Source organism: Escherichia sp. R1 (genome assembly GCF_003000935.1).
GTDB lineage: Bacteria > Pseudomonadota > Gammaproteobacteria > Enterobacterales > Enterobacteriaceae > Escherichia > Escherichia coli.
On the sequence record NZ_PSRU01000005.1, the window covers coordinates 86,793 to 103,651 of the forward strand.

13 protein-coding genes are annotated in these 16,859 nt (G+C 48.3%); 5 read left to right on the forward strand and 8 right to left on the reverse strand.

All coding sequences use genetic code 11. The annotated features are described in order from the left end of the window. Nucleotides 1–3 precede the first annotated feature (3 nt). On the reverse strand, nt 4–2,436 hold the full coding sequence (gene hsdR, locus C4F37_RS07885; RefSeq protein WP_001513536.1) for an EcoAI/FtnUII family type I restriction enzme subunit R: 2,433 nt from the start codon (nt 2,434–2,436) through the stop codon (nt 4–6). Between the two features lie 140 nt (nt 2,437–2,576). Between hsdR and C4F37_RS07890 the strand changes: the two genes are divergently transcribed. Continuing rightward, a complete protein-coding gene (locus C4F37_RS07890; RefSeq protein WP_001513537.1) occupies nt 2,577–3,545 on the forward strand; it encodes a hypothetical protein in 969 nt (322 codons plus the stop codon). A gap of 40 nt (nt 3,546–3,585) precedes the next feature. Then, nucleotides 3,586–3,777: a hypothetical protein gene (locus C4F37_RS07895; RefSeq protein ID WP_001513538.1), complete on the forward strand. Its 192-nt coding sequence runs from the start codon at nt 3,586–3,588 to the stop codon at nt 3,775–3,777. Nucleotides 3,778–3,862: 85 nt separating this feature from the next. Here the strand turns inward: C4F37_RS07895 and yjiA are convergent, their stop codons facing one another. The 3 genes from yjiA to btsT form a co-directional block, all read right to left on the reverse strand. After that, the gene (yjiA, locus tag C4F37_RS07900; protein ID WP_001297640.1) at nt 3,863–4,819 is read right to left on the reverse strand and encodes a GTPase; all 957 of its coding nucleotides are present in this window, start codon (nt 4,817–4,819) and stop codon (nt 3,863–3,865) included. A 10-nt stretch (nt 4,820–4,829) separates the two neighbouring features. Beyond that, the gene (locus tag C4F37_RS07905) at nt 4,830–5,033 is read right to left on the reverse strand and encodes a YbdD/YjiX family protein (protein ID WP_000467859.1); all 204 of its coding nucleotides are present in this window, start codon (nt 5,031–5,033) and stop codon (nt 4,830–4,832) included. A 117-nt stretch (nt 5,034–5,150) separates the two neighbouring features. Further along, nucleotides 5,151–7,301, reverse strand: coding sequence for a pyruvate/proton symporter BtsT (gene btsT / locus C4F37_RS07910; RefSeq protein WP_001314407.1), 2,151 nt, complete (start codon nt 7,299–7,301; stop codon nt 5,151–5,153). A 376-nt stretch (nt 7,302–7,677) separates the two neighbouring features. On the opposite strand from btsT, the gene tsr reads away from it, so the two are divergent. Beyond that, nucleotides 7,678–9,342, forward strand: coding sequence for a methyl-accepting chemotaxis protein (gene tsr, locus C4F37_RS07920; RefSeq protein ID WP_001774148.1), 1,665 nt, complete (start codon nt 7,678–7,680; stop codon nt 9,340–9,342). Nucleotides 9,343–9,384: 42 nt separating this feature from the next. Here tsr and C4F37_RS07925 read toward each other — a convergent pair whose 3' ends face one another. The 3 genes from C4F37_RS07925 to C4F37_RS07935 all read right to left on the reverse strand — a co-directional run bounded on the left by C4F37_RS07925 (nt 9,385) and on the right by C4F37_RS07935 (nt 12,161). After that, nucleotides 9,385–10,656: a TRAP transporter large permease gene (locus C4F37_RS07925; protein WP_000118640.1), complete on the reverse strand. Its 1,272-nt coding sequence runs from the start codon at nt 10,654–10,656 to the stop codon at nt 9,385–9,387. Continuing rightward, nucleotides 10,653–11,126, reverse strand: coding sequence for a TRAP transporter small permease (locus tag C4F37_RS07930; protein ID WP_001235681.1), 474 nt, complete (start codon nt 11,124–11,126; stop codon nt 10,653–10,655). The genes C4F37_RS07925 and C4F37_RS07930 overlap by 4 nt, the downstream gene beginning before the upstream one ends. 63 nt (nt 11,127–11,189) lie before the next feature. After that, entirely contained in the window at nt 11,190–12,161 is a 972-nt protein-coding gene (locus C4F37_RS07935) for a C4-dicarboxylate TRAP transporter substrate-binding protein (protein WP_001774149.1), read from the reverse strand. Nucleotides 12,162–12,851: 690 nt separating this feature from the next. On the opposite strand from C4F37_RS07935, the gene C4F37_RS07940 reads away from it, so the two are divergent. Then, nucleotides 12,852–14,504: a Na+/H+ antiporter gene (locus tag C4F37_RS07940; RefSeq protein ID WP_001298060.1), complete on the forward strand. Its 1,653-nt coding sequence runs from the start codon at nt 12,852–12,854 to the stop codon at nt 14,502–14,504. 170 nt (nt 14,505–14,674) lie between these two features. On the opposite strand, the gene C4F37_RS07945 is transcribed toward C4F37_RS07940, so the two are convergent. Continuing rightward, on the reverse strand, nt 14,675–15,580 hold the full coding sequence (locus tag C4F37_RS07945) for a GntR family transcriptional regulator (RefSeq protein WP_000091596.1): 906 nt from the start codon (nt 15,578–15,580) through the stop codon (nt 14,675–14,677). 138 nt (nt 15,581–15,718) lie between these two features. On the opposite strand from C4F37_RS07945, the gene C4F37_RS07950 reads away from it, so the two are divergent. Next, the gene (locus C4F37_RS07950) at nt 15,719–16,741 is read left to right on the forward strand and encodes a zinc-binding alcohol dehydrogenase family protein (RefSeq protein WP_000106007.1); all 1,023 of its coding nucleotides are present in this window, start codon (nt 15,719–15,721) and stop codon (nt 16,739–16,741) included. The last annotated feature ends 118 nt before the right edge of the window (nt 16,742–16,859 follow it).

The window sequence follows — 16,859 nt, forward strand, 5'->3', positions numbered from 1 at the left end:
TTGTTAAGCAGAGCGGGGCGGTAATTGGTAGATTTCGTTTTCCAGCTCGCTGAGCGCCTGATTATACCCGTTACGGTCGCCAAATCCGGTTTTAATAATCTCCGGTAAGGTGCCCATGCTGTCGAATGGTTTAAGTTTCAGCACCTGAATACTTTCGATCTCCTGTACGCCCGCATCGGCGTATTTATCCAGCAGATTATCGAGCACGGCTTGCGCTGCTTCAGAGTATTTTGTGAAGTAGTTCCGCTTGCGCACGTTCTCGGCGCGCTCTTTGCGGGTTAACGGCGGCTGACCATACACTACGTGGCAAAGCATGTCGAACGGGTCGAGATCTTTACCGACTTCTTCTGCCAGTACTTCCCAGATGATCCCCTGTTGCTCCAGCTCGTGAATGATCGCTTCTTTGCGATCGGCGTCCTGCCACTTGCGGGTAAAGTCATTCAGCGAGGCATATTCTTTGAGCAGTGTTTTGCGGGTGTAATCTTTAAAAGATTCGGTAACCAGTTTACCGTCGGCATCGTAATACTGAACACGCTGCGCAATAACACCCACCGCCACGCCATTGACGTGAAACTTGCGGATTTTCTTCTCGTCTTCTTCCGGAAGTGGGCCAACATCATCGGTATCGGTAACCTGGTATGGCGGCGCAGGCGGTTCATCAACGCCTGTCACCTGCTCTTCGTCGTGTTCGCTGATTTCTTCGAGTTTCTCTTCAAAATCAGATTCTGGATCGGCGATATCCTCTGGTGTGGTATCCATAACTTTTTCGGGAATGCCATCGAAACGCTCATCGGCAAACAGTTCGGTGGCTTTTTTAAAGTCGAGGATGGTAAACCAGAGTTTGCCGTAACGCTCGTCGATGCGTGTACCACGACCGATAATTTGCTTGAATTTGGTCATCGACTGGATGTTCTGGTCCAGTACTACCAGTTTGCAGGTTTTAGCATCCACACCGGTGGTCATCAGCTCTGAAGTGGTCGCGATAACCGGGTACGGTTTTTTTGGGTTGATGAAGTTATCCAACTGAGCTTTGCCAATTTCATCATCGCCGGTGATTTTCATGACGTATTTGTCGTTCTTTTTCACCTGCTCCGGGTTGAGATTCACCAGGGCGCGGCGCATACGTTCTGCATGATCGATGTCGTTACAGAAGACGATGGTTTTATCCATCGGGTTGGTGCGCTTGAGGTAGTCGGTAATGGTTCTGGCAACCAGTTCTGTGCGTTCGTCGATTACCATCGTGCGATCGAAATCTTTCTGGTTATAGATACGATCGTCGATCACTTCGCCGTTTAAGTCAGTTTGCCCTTTGGTTGGGCGCCAGCCTTGCAGATCAACATCAATATCAACACGGACAACTTTATAAGGGGCGAGGAAGCCGTCTTCGATCCCTTCTTTTAGTGAGTAGACGTAAACCGGATCGCCGAAGTAATCCGTGCTGGAGACTTCATGCGTCTCTTTTGGCGTGGCGGTTAAGCCAATTTGGGTGGCGGAACTGAAATAATCAAGGATCTCTCGCCAGGCGCTGTCTTCGGATGCGCTGCCGCGATGGCATTCGTCGATCACGATCAGATCGAAGAAATCTGGTGCGACTTGTTTAAACGCTTTTTGGTCTTCCTCCGGGCCAGTTATAGCCTGATAGAGCGCGAGGTGAATTTCATAAGCGGGATCAATGGTGCGTCCGCTGACTTTGGTCATTGCCGTACCAAATGGCTGGAAATCATTATTTTTGGTTTGGTCGACCAGAATGTTGCGATCGGCAAGGAACAAAATGCGTTTTTTATTTTTTGATTTCCACAGGCGCCAGATGATCTGGAATGCGGTATAGGTTTTCCCTGTTCCGGTCGCCATGACCAGCAGAACGCGGTTTTGCCCGTTGGAGACGGCTTCAATGGTTTTGTTGATTGCCTGAAGCTGGTAATAACGTGGCGATTTACCGCTGCCATCGTCGTAATAGTCCTGAGTAATCACCGGAAGCTGAGCTTGTGTGTATCCTTTCCAGAGGCAGAATTTTCGCCAGAGTTCAGCGGGGGAGGGGAAGTCATCCAGCGTTATTTGCTTTTCAAGGCATTCACCTTCGGCTGCGGTGGCATCGCGGAAGATAAAGCCATCCCCGTTGGTGGCAAAAACAAAAGGAACGTCCAGCAGGCGCGCATATTCAATGCCCTGTTGCATCCCTTTGCCAATTTCATGTTTGTTGGCTTTTGCTTCAATCACGGCTAAGGGAATGCCTGGTTTGTGATACAGCACGATGTCAGCAGATTTTACCGTTCTGCGTGCCGCAACTTTACCACGTACGATGACTTTACCGTCCCGGAGTTTGACCTCCTGTCTGATTTGCGTTGTGTTGTCCCAGCCTGCATTGAGAATGGCTGGCATAACGCATTTGGTAATGATGTCTGCTTCCGTCAGGTTACTTAGGTTCAGTTCCGCCATGGGGTGTTCTCATCTAAATGCGATGCGCAAATTCTACACAGAAAAATAGATGAATTCATCTGTTCAAAGAGTATTATCAGCGTTAATTCACTGTTTTAAAGGTATTCTTGAGTTTCATCAATAGCTGGATAAGGATTCATATGGGGAATGTTCGGTTCTTGCAAGGAGTGAAAAAATATTTTTGTACTAAGGCATTAGATGTCATTCTGCTAATTTATCTACTCCTTGGTTTTATACTTCTCCCTTATAAATATCTGTGGAAAGATATTATTTTATCTCTGTGCTTTGTTGGTATTCTTCTTTATGCATTAGTGGAAGAAAATCGCATTACAGAATATATGGGGTATTTTGTTAAGTTCAGTAATAAAAACAGGTTGAATAGTTGTGCTGCTTGGTGTTCACTTATTGCATGGTTTATATTTTTGTTCTTTGTGCTTTCAATTAATATTTTTCCAGTCAGTGCCTCTGTATATATTTTTAGTGCTTTTTCATTATTTGTTTTTCTGGGAGGTATTTTTATTATATTAGAGTTAGAGTTTAAAGAAAATAAAAAATTAATGATTATTAGGTCTGTGACTATAGCAGTCATGCCAATTATATATTTATTCACAAGTAGTTATGCTTCCAGTTTGTTTTTAAGTTTGAGTAATCTAAACATCACGCTAACTCCATGGGTTGAGTATTTCTGGAAAGGGATGGCTTTTATGTTGCTTTTCTTCATGTTAATGCAACTTATTATCTATTTTGCTTTTTTAACTCTGGTGACTAAATTAAATGTGTATAGGTTATTTATACTTGCCGGAGCATTTATCGTATCTACTATTTTAGTGGCTTTTGCTTCAAAAAATGTAGAAGGTATTTCGTACTACGTTTTAAAAAGCACCATAGATTTTGAATGGCGTAATCAGATTAAATGTGGCCAGTTGAATATTTCACGTTCGAATGAAAAGTATTTTGGGTTTAATACTGATAAATATACTGTATTTTATTCCAATAGAGAGGGTAAATGGGGTTTTGATGAGTTGAAATGTAAGAAAGGTTCTGACAGGAGAGATGCATATTCCATTGAGAATGTCTCAGAATATAACGTGCCTGGATGGCTGAAATAATTCATCTTTATAAATTATATAGTAAAGGTTCTGGTCATAAATGAGCATGGTTAAACATAAACGGGGCACACTCTACACACTTGATGTGCATCAAGAAGCTGAACTTAAAGCTTTGGTTAATAAATCCGACGAACATATTGATTACAGCGACATTCCTGCGTCTGGTAGCGAAGCATGGGCTGACGCCACACGCGGCAATTTTTTGCCAGATCCAGGTATTCACGCGCAATAAAACTTAGCGGAGGGGAGCACGTCGTTCTGTTTCCCCCTCACTGCTAAGTGGGGCATTGGGTTGCTTTACACTCAACCTTTCACGATTACTTCCTCAACCCCGCAAACGCTGCCCGAATCTCTTCCTCTGGCAGCTGAATCCCGATAAACACCATCGTACTATGCGGTTTTTCATCGCCCCACGGGCGGTCCCAGTCGGCGCTGTAGAGGCGTTGGACGCCCTGGAACAGCAGGCGGTTAGGTTCGCCGTCAATCCATAGCATCCCTTTGTAACGCAGTAGTTTATCCGCCGACTCCAGCAGCAGGTTTTCCATCACGCGGGAAACTTCGCTGATATCTACCGGGTAATCCAGTTCCACCACAATCGACGAAATATCGTTTTGTTTGTCCGCGATAAAGTGAAAACGTGGCTTGGTGCTGACGACGTTCTCTTCCAGCATAAAACCGTTGGTGTTGAACAGCAGGCCCAGGTCGATGTCGCCGTGGGTGACGGTGTAGACCGGTGCACGGGCGTTGATGCGCGCCAGACGTTCACGCAGTTTTTCTGCTTCGCCTGCGACGTCGGTTTTAGTCAGCAGAATACGGTCGGCGTAGCCAACCTGTGACTGGGCGATGGTGAACTGGTTCATCTGCTCATCGGCATGTACCGCATCCACCAGCGCAATCACGCCATCCAGCAGGTAACGCTGGCATAAAATCTCATGGGAGAAAAAGGTCTGAATAATCGGGCCGGGATCGGCCATGCCGGTGCATTCAATGACCAGACGGTCGAACTGAATATTGCCCTTGTCGAGATTATCCAGCAGGTCGAGTAGGGCGTCTTCCAGCTCGTTGGAGCGCGAACAGCAGATGCAGCCGTTGGTCAGCGTTTTGATCTGCGTGGCGCGATCGCCAATCAGTTGATCATCAACGGAGACTTCGCCGAATTCGTTTTCAATCACGGCAATCTTGTAGCCGTGTTGTTCATTAAGAATATGGCGCAGCAGGGTGGTTTTGCCTGCGCCTAAAAAACCGGTGAGTAGGGTAACTGCAATCGGGTTCATGCTCTCTCCATTAACAACAGCGCATACCGCCTTTACCATCGCCGCCGTAGCGCGCGTTCTGGCGTTCGCGGAAGAATTCTTCATAGCTCATGTACGGCTTGTCGGGATGGTTGGTCTTCATATGCTCGACGTAGTTGTCGTAGTCTGGAATGCCAATCAACATCTTCGCCGCCTGGCCGAGATATTTTTTTGCCTGTCCTAAGTTACCAAACATTTTGCCTTCCAGATATGCGTAAAGCCCGGAAGGTCCGGGCTGGGGATTTGCCGGATGCGGCGTAAACGCCTTATCCGGCCTACGATAGACATTTTGTAAGCCGGATAAGGCAACCGGTTAGTGGTGCGAAGAGATCTTCACGCCGCCTTCCGGGATTGGAACGTACGGTGTTTCTTTGTCAGTACGTTTGTCGCTGTTACGCACCTTCAGCCAGGTTTTGAAACCGTAGAAGATGATGCTGTACACCACAATCAGGAACAGAATACTCAGGCCTGCGTTGGTGTAGTTGTTCACAACGATGTGGTTCATGTTGGCAATCTGCTGCGCCGTCAGGTCAGTACCGTTAGCAATCTTCTCTTTGTACTGGCTTGCCATGTAGAAGAAGCCTTCCATCTGCGGGTTGGTGCTGAACAGTTTCAGGCCCAGCGCCCAGGTGGTGCAGATAAGCAGCCATACAGCCGGAACAACAGTTACCCAGATGTATTGGGTGCGCTTCATCTTAATCAGTACAACGGTGCCCAGTACCAGCGCCACGGCTGCCAGCATCTGGTTGGAGATACCGAACAGCGGCCACAGGCTCTTAACGCCGCCCAGCGGATCGACCACGCCCTGATACAGCAGGTAGCCCCACAGACCCACACAGCCCGCAGTACCGATGATACCGGCAACCAGAGAGTCGGTTTTTTTCAGGAACGGGATGAAGTTACCCAGCAGGTCTTGCAGCATAAAGCGGCCAGAACGGGTACCCGCATCCAGCGCGGTCAGGATGAACAGGGCTTCGAACAGAATACCGAAGTGATACCAGAAGCCCATGTCAGCCATCGGCAGCACTTTGTGGAACACGTGAGCGATACCTACCGCCAGCGTTGGCGCACCACCTGCACGGTTCAGGACAGAAGGCTCACCAATGTCTTTCGCGGTTTGCAGGATCTGCTCTGGCGAAATCACGAAGCCCCAGGAGCTGACGGTCGCTGCCGCGTGTGCGGTAACGTCTTTCAGCTGTGCCATGATGATCGGCGCGTTCTCGCCACCCATTTCATGCAGGTTAGGCATGGTGATGCCAAGGCCAGCAGGCGGGGTGTTCATCGCGAAGTAAAGACCCGGTTCGATGATGGACGCAGCAACCAGCGCCATAATCGCCACGAAGGACTCCATCAGCATTGCGCCGTAGCCGATGAAACGCGCGTCGGTTTCATTAGCCAGCAGTTTCGGCGTCGTACCGGAAGAGATCAGCGCGTGGAAGCCAGATACCGCACCACAGGCGATGGTGATGAACAGGAACGGGAACAGAGCGCCTTTCCACAGCGGGCCAGTACCGTCAATGTACTGGGTCATGGCAGGCATTTTCAGTTCCGGGTTCAGCACCACGATACCCAGCGCCAGGCCGACGATAACGCCGATTTTCAGGAAGGTTGCCAGATAGTCGCGCGGTGCGAGGATCAGCCACACTGGTAGCAGTGCGGAGACAAACGCATAGCCAATCAGCGCGAAAGTAATGGTGGTATCTTTAAAGGTCAGTGCCGGACCCCAGTACGGATCGTGAGCAATCACGCCACCGAAGTAGATAGAGGCAACCAGCAGCACGATACCAATGACAGAGACTTCACCCACACGCCCCGGACGAATAAAGCGCATGTAGATACCCATAAACAGCGCAATCGGTACGGTTGAGCAAACGGTGAAGACCCCCCACGGACTTTCGGCCAGGGCTTTAACCACAATCAGCGCCAGAACGGCGAGGATGATGATCATGATTAAGAAACAGCCAAACAGCGCGATAGTCCCCGGTACTGGTCCCATCTCTTCTTTGATCATCTCACCGAGAGATGCGCCGTTACGGCGAGAGGAGATAAACAGCACCATAAAGTCCTGAACCGCACCGGCCAGCACGACCCCCGCCAGCAGCCACAGCGTGCCAGGCAGGTAGCCCATCTGCGCGGCGAGAACCGGACCCACCAGCGGACCAGCACCGGCGATAGCGGCGAAGTGGTGACCAAACAACACGTAACGGTTGGTCGGAACGTAGTTCAGACCGTCGTTGTTAATAACCGCAGGCGTCGCGCGCGTGGGGTCGAGTTTCATCACCTTCTGGGCGATGTACAGACTGTAGTAGCGATACGCCACCAGATACACCGACACAGAGGCGACCACGATCCACAGGGCGCTGACGTGCTCCCCCCGACGTAATGCAACTACCGCGAGGCAGAATGCACCGATGATTCCGAGAATCACCCAGGGTATGTGCTTGAATATCTTTTTAGTATCCATAGTAAAACCTGGCATGTATTGATTAATAGTTGGCCGAAGCCGTTCTAGGTTTGCGTTGCGTTTGAGGAGGTAAATTGACCGCTATCCTGCAGTGATGTTGCCAGAGTTACGCGCGCGTAAAGTAAGGTAAATAACTGAGTGGTTATTTTAGGGACGTAAGCGGTCAGGAATGGCGGTGAGCGGCAAAGGCGTCGTTTAAGTAACCATAAATATGTGATTTATATCACATATTTATATTGCGAATAATTTATGTAAATAATGGCTTTTTAAATTCAGGGGGTGAATAAAATTACTCGATGTCATCTCCGCGGGATTTTCATAAAGTTTTTCCTTTCCAGGCCGAAAATCTTGCATCGGTCCACAGGAAAGAGAAACCATGTTAAAACGTATCAAAATTGTGACCAGCTTACTGCTGGTTTTGGCCGTTTTTGGCCTTTTACAACTGACTTCAGGCGGTCTGTTCTTTAATGCCTTAAAGAACGACAAAGAAAATTTCACTGTTTTACAAACCATTCGCCAGCAGCAATCCACGCTGAATGGCAGCTGGGTCGCGTTGTTGCAGACGCGTAACACCCTCAACCGCGCGGGTATCCGCTACATGATGGATCAGAACAATATTGGTAGCGGTTCAACCGTTGCTGAGTTGATGCAGAGTGCCAGTATTTCGCTGAAACAGGCGGAAAAAAACTGGGCGGATTACGAAGCGTTGCCGCGTGACCCGCGTCAGAGCACCGCCGCAGCGGCAGAGATCAAACGTAATTACGATATTTATCACAATGCGCTGGCGGAGCTGATACAACTGTTAGGTGCAGGCAAAATCAACGAGTTCTTTGATCAGCCGACCCAGGGATATCAGGACGGTTTCGAGAAGCAGTATGTGGCTTACATGGAGCAAAACGATCGGCTCTATGATATCGCCGTCAGCGATAACAATGCCTCCTACAGCCAGGCGATGTGGATTCTGGTAGGCGTGATGATCGTCGTACTGGCGGTCATCCTCGCCGTCTGGTTCGGTATTAAAGCCTCGCTGGTCGCGCCAATGAATCGCCTGATTGACAGCATTCGTCATATTGCAGGCGGCGTTCTGGTGAAACCGATTGAGGTGGATGGCTCTAATGAGATGGGGCAACTGGCAGAGAGTTTGCGCCATATGCAGGGAGAGCTGATGCGTACCGTCGGTGATGTGCGCAACGGGGCCAATGCCATCTATAGCGGTGCCAGCGAAATCGCCACCGGCAATAACGATCTCTCTTCGCGCACCGAGCAACAGGCCGCTTCGCTGGAAGAGACGGCAGCCAGCATGGAGCAACTGACCGCAACGGTGAAACAGAATGCCGAAAATGCGCGCCAGGCCAGCCATCTGGCGTTAAGTGCTTCCGAAACGGCGCAACGCGGTGGCAAAGTGGTGGATAACGTGGTGCAGACCATGCGCGATATCTCCACCAGTTCGCAGAAAATCGCCGATATTATCAGCGTAATTGACGGTATTGCCTTCCAGACCAATATTCTGGCTTTGAACGCGGCGGTTGAGGCTGCGCGTGCGGGTGAGCAAGGACGTGGTTTTGCGGTGGTCGCGGGAGAAGTGCGTAATCTGGCCCAGCGTAGCGCTCAGGCTGCGCGTGAAATTAAAAGCCTGATTGAAGACTCGGTGGGGAAAGTGGATGTTGGCTCTACGCTGGTCGAAAGCGCCGGGGAAACAATGGCGGAGATTGTCAGTGCCGTGACCCGCGTGACGGACATTATGGGCGAAATTGCTTCTGCTTCTGATGAGCAGAGCCGTGGTATCGATCAGGTTGGCTTAGCGGTTGCTGAGATGGACCGGGTAACTCAACAGAACGCCGCGCTGGTGGAAGAATCTGCCGCCGCCGCCGCCGCGCTGGAAGAGCAGGCCAGTCGCCTGACCGAAGCAGTGGCAGTGTTCCGGATTCAGCAACAGCAGCAACAGCAGCGTGAAGCATCGGCTGTGGTAAAAACCGTGACGCCAGCTACGCCGCGCAAAATGGCCGTGGCAGATAGCGAGGAGAACTGGGAAACGTTTTAACGTAATGATGCCGGATGAGTATTTCATCCGGCGTTTTTATTATTAAACCAGGAACAGTGAAATCGCCGGGATATATGTCACCAGCATTAGCATTAACAGTAGAGCCGCCAGTAGGGGCAGGGATTGTTTAAAGAAATTTCCCACCGAAACTTGCGTGATATTACATACCAGCAGCATCACGGTACCTACCGGTGGCGTGAATGCGCCAATCGACAGGTTGAAGATCATGATGATGCCAAAATGCACCGGATCGATGCCAAAGTGTTCGACCACCGGTTTTAATAGTGGTACCAGGATCAGCAAAATGGCGTTTCCTTCCAGAAACATCCCCAGCGTCAGTAGCAATATGTTGATAATCAACAGGAACATGTATTTGTTTTCGGTCAGCGAAGTCACAAAATTCGCCACTGCGACACCAGCATGTTCCATTGAGAAAATCCATCCCAATGCGGCGCTGGCCATGATTACCAGCATCACCGATGCGGTTGCGCGTGCCGTTTCGCCCAATGCTTTGACGACATGAGAAATCCGCATTTCACGATAGATAAAAAAGCCAATCGCCAGCACGATTAGCACCGCTGCTGCACCTGCTTCTGTTGGGGTGAAAATGTTAGCGCGAATACCACCCACCACAGCAAAAATGAGGAACAGCGCAGGCCAGGCCTGTCCCAGCGAGAACACCACCTCTTTGCCCGTAGGCCAGCTTTCACGCGAGGGTTTAGCGTTAGTTTTGCGGGCGACAAGGTAGACGGTAAACATCAGTACGACTGCGCATAGCAAACCAGGTACCAGTCCGGCGATAAACATTTTTCCGATAGAGACGTCGGCAACCAGACCGTAAATAATCAGGGCTATTCCAGGCGGTATGATCGGGGTGACTAACGAGCCACCAGCGGTAATGGCGGCGGCAAACGCGCGATTGTAGCCTTTACGCTCCATCTCCGGCACCATCATGCGCGACAGCATCGCCGCGTCAGCAAGGTTAGAGGCGCTGACGCCGCCCATCATGGTGCTGACGAGAATGTTTGCCACGCCCAGTCCGCCGCGCATTTTCCCCACCAGAACGTTGGCAATGTGCAGGATGCGTTCGGCAATGCCGGTGTAGCTCATTAGTGTGCCGAGCAAGATAAAAAACGGAATTGCCAGCAATGATGGGCTTTGCGTTGGCGCGATTAGTCTTTGCACGGCAATTTCAATCGGTACGCTGGAGAAGAATAAAAAGTAAGCGATGATGCCAATAAACATCGCCAGATAGACCCGAATGTTGAGAAACAAACAGACGATCATTAGCGGAATAATCAATAACCAACTCATTGCATTTTGTCTCCGCTATCGGATTGTTTTGTATCGTTTATTAACCAGTAGAGGGTATAAATAGCCGTTGCCAGTGCGCCGACAGGGACCGCCAGATCGATCCAGAACCAGGAAACCTTCAGAATTTGTGTCACTTTAAACTGCGCCATTTCGGCTAGTCGGTAGCCAAGCCAGGCCATATAAAGCAGCAGTGCGATGGAGAGAAGGGCGACCAGTACTGCAATAACACGCCTGAGTTTGCCTGGAAGCATCTCCATCAGGAAGGGAATGGTCAGGTGCGCCCTGTCACGTTCCGCCACCACTCCACCTAACATCACCACCCAAATCATCAGCATTCCCGACATTTCTTCTGTCCATTGAAGCGGTTGGCCGATGAAATAACGCATAAATACCGCTCCAATTGTCACCACAACCAGAACGAATAGCGCAAAGGCAGCACTAAATTCTGCCACTTTGCCAAAAAGACGCATGAAACCTCCTGTTAGTGCGTGTCCTGCCTAAGAGAGATGAGGCAGGACGCTGAGCATTAATGCTTATTGCAGTTGCTGTTGAATGGTTTCGTACAGACCTGGTGTCCATTCCGGGAATTGAGAGTAAACTTCGCGTGCTTTCTTCTGGAATGGTCCAGTATCGGGATAGATCACTTCGACGCCGGCTGCCTGCATGGTTTTCAACATTTCGGCATCACGCTCAAGAGTGAGTTTCTGGCTATAGACACCCGCTTCATAGCCGGTCTGGTGGAGCATCTCCAGTTGTTCTGGTGAAAGGGTGCCAAAGAAGGCTTCACCACCTATCCACACTGAGGTATTTGTCAGGTAGTTAACTATTGTCAGATATCTTGCCTGCTCATACAGTTTTTGCCCTTGCAGCACTGAAATTGGGTTTTCTACGCCGTCAATAACGCCCTGGGTTAATGCGGGATAAACTTCGCCTAATGGCATGGGAGTTGGTGTTGCCCCCATCGCCTGAATGGCTTTTATTTGCATGACGTTATTAGGAACGCGAATTTTTAAACCTGCGAGATCGTCAACGGTGCGAATGGGTTTTTTCGAAATAATCTGTCGAGTGCCATAGAGATAATTATTCATTACCACATGAATTCCCTTTTTCTTCAGACTTTCATTTTTTTGTTTAAACCAGTCGCTTTCATATATTTTGAACAGTTTTTGCGGATCGTCAGTCAGATACGGTCCAAACAAAATCCCCAAATCGGGTTCATAATCGGCAAGAAAAGCCACATCACTCAAGGTTATGACATTCATGCCCATCATGGCTTGCTCGGTGACATCCTGTTTTGATCCCAATTGGGAGCTGGGATAGAGCGCAAGTGTTATTTCGCCATTACTTTTTTTATTTAATAGGTCTGCCCAGTAACGCATGACCACATCCAGGGGTTCTCCAGGGTTATTTTCATAGGCAACTTTTATTGAAATAGGTTTTGCCTGGATTATTGACGGTAAAAAAAGGGTACTGACAGTAATTAGCATCGCTATTATTTTGCTCATCTTTACTTACTCCATGCTAAGGAAATAAAACTCCAACATTGTTGTCGGGAGTGAAACCTTATGAAAAAGCAGTCATTACTGAAAAGTAGTCAGCGAATAGCAGAATGGCTGCAGATGTATCATAAATTCGTGCACCGGGTAATACTTTGCTGCTTTTAATCGGTTTTTAATGCATTTTTTGATTGTATATCTTAAAGTTATGTAATGCATGACGTTACAAGGAACACCCTCTGATGAGTTTAGTTATCGCTGATAAGATCTCTTATTCGGTTGATGATTTATTAAAAATAAAATCATTAATTTGGCTGCGGTTATTTTTAATTGTCAATACAGATAAAAACTAAGTGTTGACGCAGAATGGTGGTATCCATTAAATTTATTTAGTGCTGATTTAATACATTTGCTAAACGTATAATTCATGCTGATGTTAAAAGAAAGCCGTCATTCACTAAATAACTTGTTCGGCAAGGAAATCAGAGAGTAACGGATGATTCGTTACAACGGGGAAAGGTAGTAAATATTCACATGGTGAATTTGTTATCAACTTGAAAACTTATTTTACTGGGTTCCTTCTGATCATGTGAGTGAACGCAGTGATTAATGATTAACGTTAAGTGCTAACCAGAGCGCTTTTTATGAAGTTAAATTAATAATATCCATTATTTATGAATGAGGAAGCCTGTTTATTATATGGAAATACTTTTAACAATTTTAATTCTTACGTTGGTAGTATCATTAACCAGCGTGCTTACACGTCTGTCTCCTGTCCAGATACCACTTCCTTTAATCCAGATTGCCGCTGGCGCAGTACTGGCCCAGCCTATATTTGGTCTGCATGTGGAATTCAATCCTGAACTTTTTCTCTTATTGTTTATACCCCCCCTGTTGTTTGCTGAAAGTTCAAAAATACAACCTAAAGAATTGATCAAGCACAGCCGGGAAATTATCAGCCTGGCACTTGTGTTGGTACTAATCACTATTTTTGGTGTCGGCTATGTGATTCATTTACTCTTACCGAATGTGCCGCTCATCGCTGCTTTCGCATTAGCCGCCGTGTTGTCGCCTACCGATGCCGTGGCGTTGCTGGGGATTGTCGGGAAAGGGCGTATCAGCAAAAACATCCAGGAAGTGCTCGAAGGCGAAGCGTTGATGAATGATGCTTCCGGCCTGGTGGCGTTGAAATTTGCTGTTGCAGTGACGATGGGAACGATGGAATTCAGCGTTCATGGCGCAACCATTGCGTTTTTTGTCGTTGCGTTGGGCGGTATTGCCGTGGGGATCGCTGTTACCTGGTTATATGGTAAAGGGCTGCTGTTGATCAGCCGATATGCTCACGATGAACCTTCCATTCAGATTGTATTGATGCTTCTGTTGCCGTTTATTGTTTATCTGGTTGCGGAACATTTTGGCTTATCTGGCATTCTTGCCGCTGTCGCCGCGGGGTTAACAACCAGTCGCATTGGCGTAGTCCACCACGCGCCTATTCGCCTGAGAATTAAAGCTAAAAGTAGCTGGTCGATGCTTGAATATGTCTTTAACGGCATGGTGTTTCTGATTTTAGGCTTACAACTGCCGGGCATTATTTCGGAATCACTGATCCGTGCAGAAAACGATCCACTGGTGGACACCGGATCGCTGCTCCTTGATGTCATTTGGATCTACCTGGCGTTAATGGTTGTGCGCCTGGGCTGGCTTTGGCTGATGCGTCTGTATAGCCGTAAACGACCCGGCAAACATCCGATGCTGTTTGCTGGATATAAAACGCGTCATATGCTGCTGGCGACCTTTGCGGGGGTGCGCGGAGCTATCACGCTTGCGGGGGTGCTTTCTATCCCGTTATTGCTGCCGGATGGCACACCTTTTCCCGGGCGTTACTTGCTGGTATTTCTCGCCACAGGTGTGATCCTCTTTTCGCTGGTTTGCGGCATTATTATTCTGCCGTTATTACTGGGGAAAAATGTGGGGATTTTCAGCGATAACCGACAAAAAGAAGAGGAAGCTGCCGATCTGTTTATGGCTAAAATGGCCATACTGAGTGTGCAAAAGACCGAGCAACGTTTGCTGCGCGCCAGAACAGAAAACCTCGATAACGAGTTGATTATGGAAACGGGGGCCAGAGTTATCGGTTATATGCGACATAGTGAAGAGGATATGTCGCCTAATGATAATTCCCTGCATATGCAGCGTGCGAAGCTGGAAAGAACATTTAATCTGGCGGCGTTAAATGCCAAACGCGCGGCTATTTACCAGATGCGCGCAAGGCAAGAAGTCAGTGATGAAACACTGGCAAAAATAGTCAGTGAATTAGATGTGCTGGAAACGTTAATCATGGATAGCCGATAATTTTATCGCTGCCAGTAATAGGGAATTAAATGATGGCTGAGAGTAATACTTCCAGCATCGTTTATTCCCTATGTATTTCCTTATGGGCAGAACAATCGCCTGGATTAATACTGCATTAATACAACATAGTGATATAAACCAAGAATCAATGTTTTTAATCTGTACTTAATTTATCGGTGATGTTGCCTGATGGAACGAATCATTGATTGTTTGGCGGTATCCAGATGGTTTCGCAACGCCGTTATTGCATCTAAATCGCTACGGCAAATCAGGGCGCTGAGAATGGTCATATGTTCATCAACAGCAATGATATTGCGCTGTTTGAGATCGCTTTCATCCCATTGATAGTGAAAATGAAAGATCACCGATATAATTTCAAGTGATTGATTAAAAAAGATGTTGTCAGCAGCGGATAACAGCATGGCATGAAAATCACGGTCTAATTGAGAAAACATTCGAAAGTTGCTGCCAATGCTGTCGCGCAGCGTCCGGTGGCGTTCGAGCATGGTTTTTGCTTGCAGCCAGCGAGGGTCATCATCGGGAAGGTTGAGAAAGTGTTGCAGGGAATGTGTTTCGAGCATTTCGCGTAGCTCAAACAGCTGCTCGGCGTAGGATTGATCGAACTGCTTCATGCTCCATTGGCCGCGCTTTTCGCTTTGAATAAGATTATAACGACCGAATTTCAAAAGATATTCTCGTACCACTACCGGACTGACACTTGCCGCTCGCGCCAGCTGAAGTTCGGAAAAGCTTTCTCCGGCGCGTAACTGGCGCAGGTTAATCATGGTGAAAAATGCCTGCTCGAAAAGACGGTTTTGCTCTTTCAGCGAGGCCGTGATGCAATCAAATCCATCGTTCTGTTCGGGTTTGCGGGCGATAACATAATTTTTCCCCACCAGGGTGAGCACGCCACATGCGCTTAAATGCTGGAGTATGTGGCGTACCGTAGTGCGACTGATGTTATACATTTCTGCCAGTCCGCTTTGTGAAGGCAGCGGAGAAGGAATATTGCCCCTCGCCATATCTTCAATCACCTGATTTATGACGCTATGACGTAAATTCTGCGAACGACTCATTCTTCCCTCCAGTCCGGCATTAAAAGCCGATTTAAAACATTTTTATGCGCGATCATCCGCATATTTTATGGGTAAATTCAGGCGCTCTTATAAATTCGACGATATCTGAAAGTCATAAAATAAAAGGAGCGGTGAATCATGTCCACAATGAAAGTATTAATTTGTCAGGAAATAAAGAATTTAGTATGGGAAGTCCGGGAAAGACCGGTGCCAGGCGATAATGAAGCATTAATTAAAATTAAAACTGTCGGGATTTGCGGTACAGATATTCATGCCTGGGCGGGCAATCAGCCATTTTTTAGTTATCCACGCGTTTTAGGCCATGAAATATGTGGGGAGATTATTGAATCAGGAAAAAACATTCACAATTTTAATATCGGACAGCAAGTTGCGGTAATTCCGTATATTTCTTGTCAGCAATGCCCGGCGTGTAAAAGCGGTCGTACCAATTGCTGTGAAAAAATTTCAGTCATTGGCGTGCATCAGGATGGCGGTTTTAGTGAGTATTTGAGCGTGCCGGTGGCGAACATTTTGCCCGCAGACGGTATTGACCCGCAGGCGGCAGCATTGATTGAACCTTTCGCTATTAGCGCTCATGCGGTGCGTCGTGCAGCTATTGCACCCAGCGAGCAGGTGCTGGTGGTCGGGGCGGGGCCAATCGGTCTGGGCGCGGCGGCAATCGCTAAAGCCGATGGCGCGCAGGTGGTGGTGGCGGATACCAGTCCGGCGCGCCGTGAACATGTGGCAACGCGTCTGGAATTACCTGTTCTGGACCCGTCAGCCGAAGATTTTGACGCGCAGCTGCGGGCGCAGTTTGGTGGTTCGCTGGCGCAGAAAGTGATTGACGCGACAGGTAATCAACATGCGATGAATAACACCGTAAATCTGATTCGTCACGGCGGCACGGTGGTATTTGTCGGCCTGTTTAAAGGTGAGTTGCAGTTCTCCGATCCGGAATTCCATAAAAAAGAAACGACGATGATGGGCAGCCGCAACGCCACGCCGGAAGATTTCGCTAAAGTCGGTCGATTGATGGCGGAAGGGAAAATCACTGCCGACATGATGTTAACCCACCGCTATCCGTTCGCCACGCTGGCAGAAACCTACGAGCGCGATGTGATTAACAATCGTGAGTTGATTAAGGGCGTAATTACTTTCTGATAAGGCGAGATTATTAAAGTTGCCATGCAGCGTCCGGGGAAGTGTTGGGCGCTGTTTTTTTTCTGTTTCTCAATAATGTTTTGTAGGCCGGAGAAGGTGTGTAGGTCGCACCTTATGC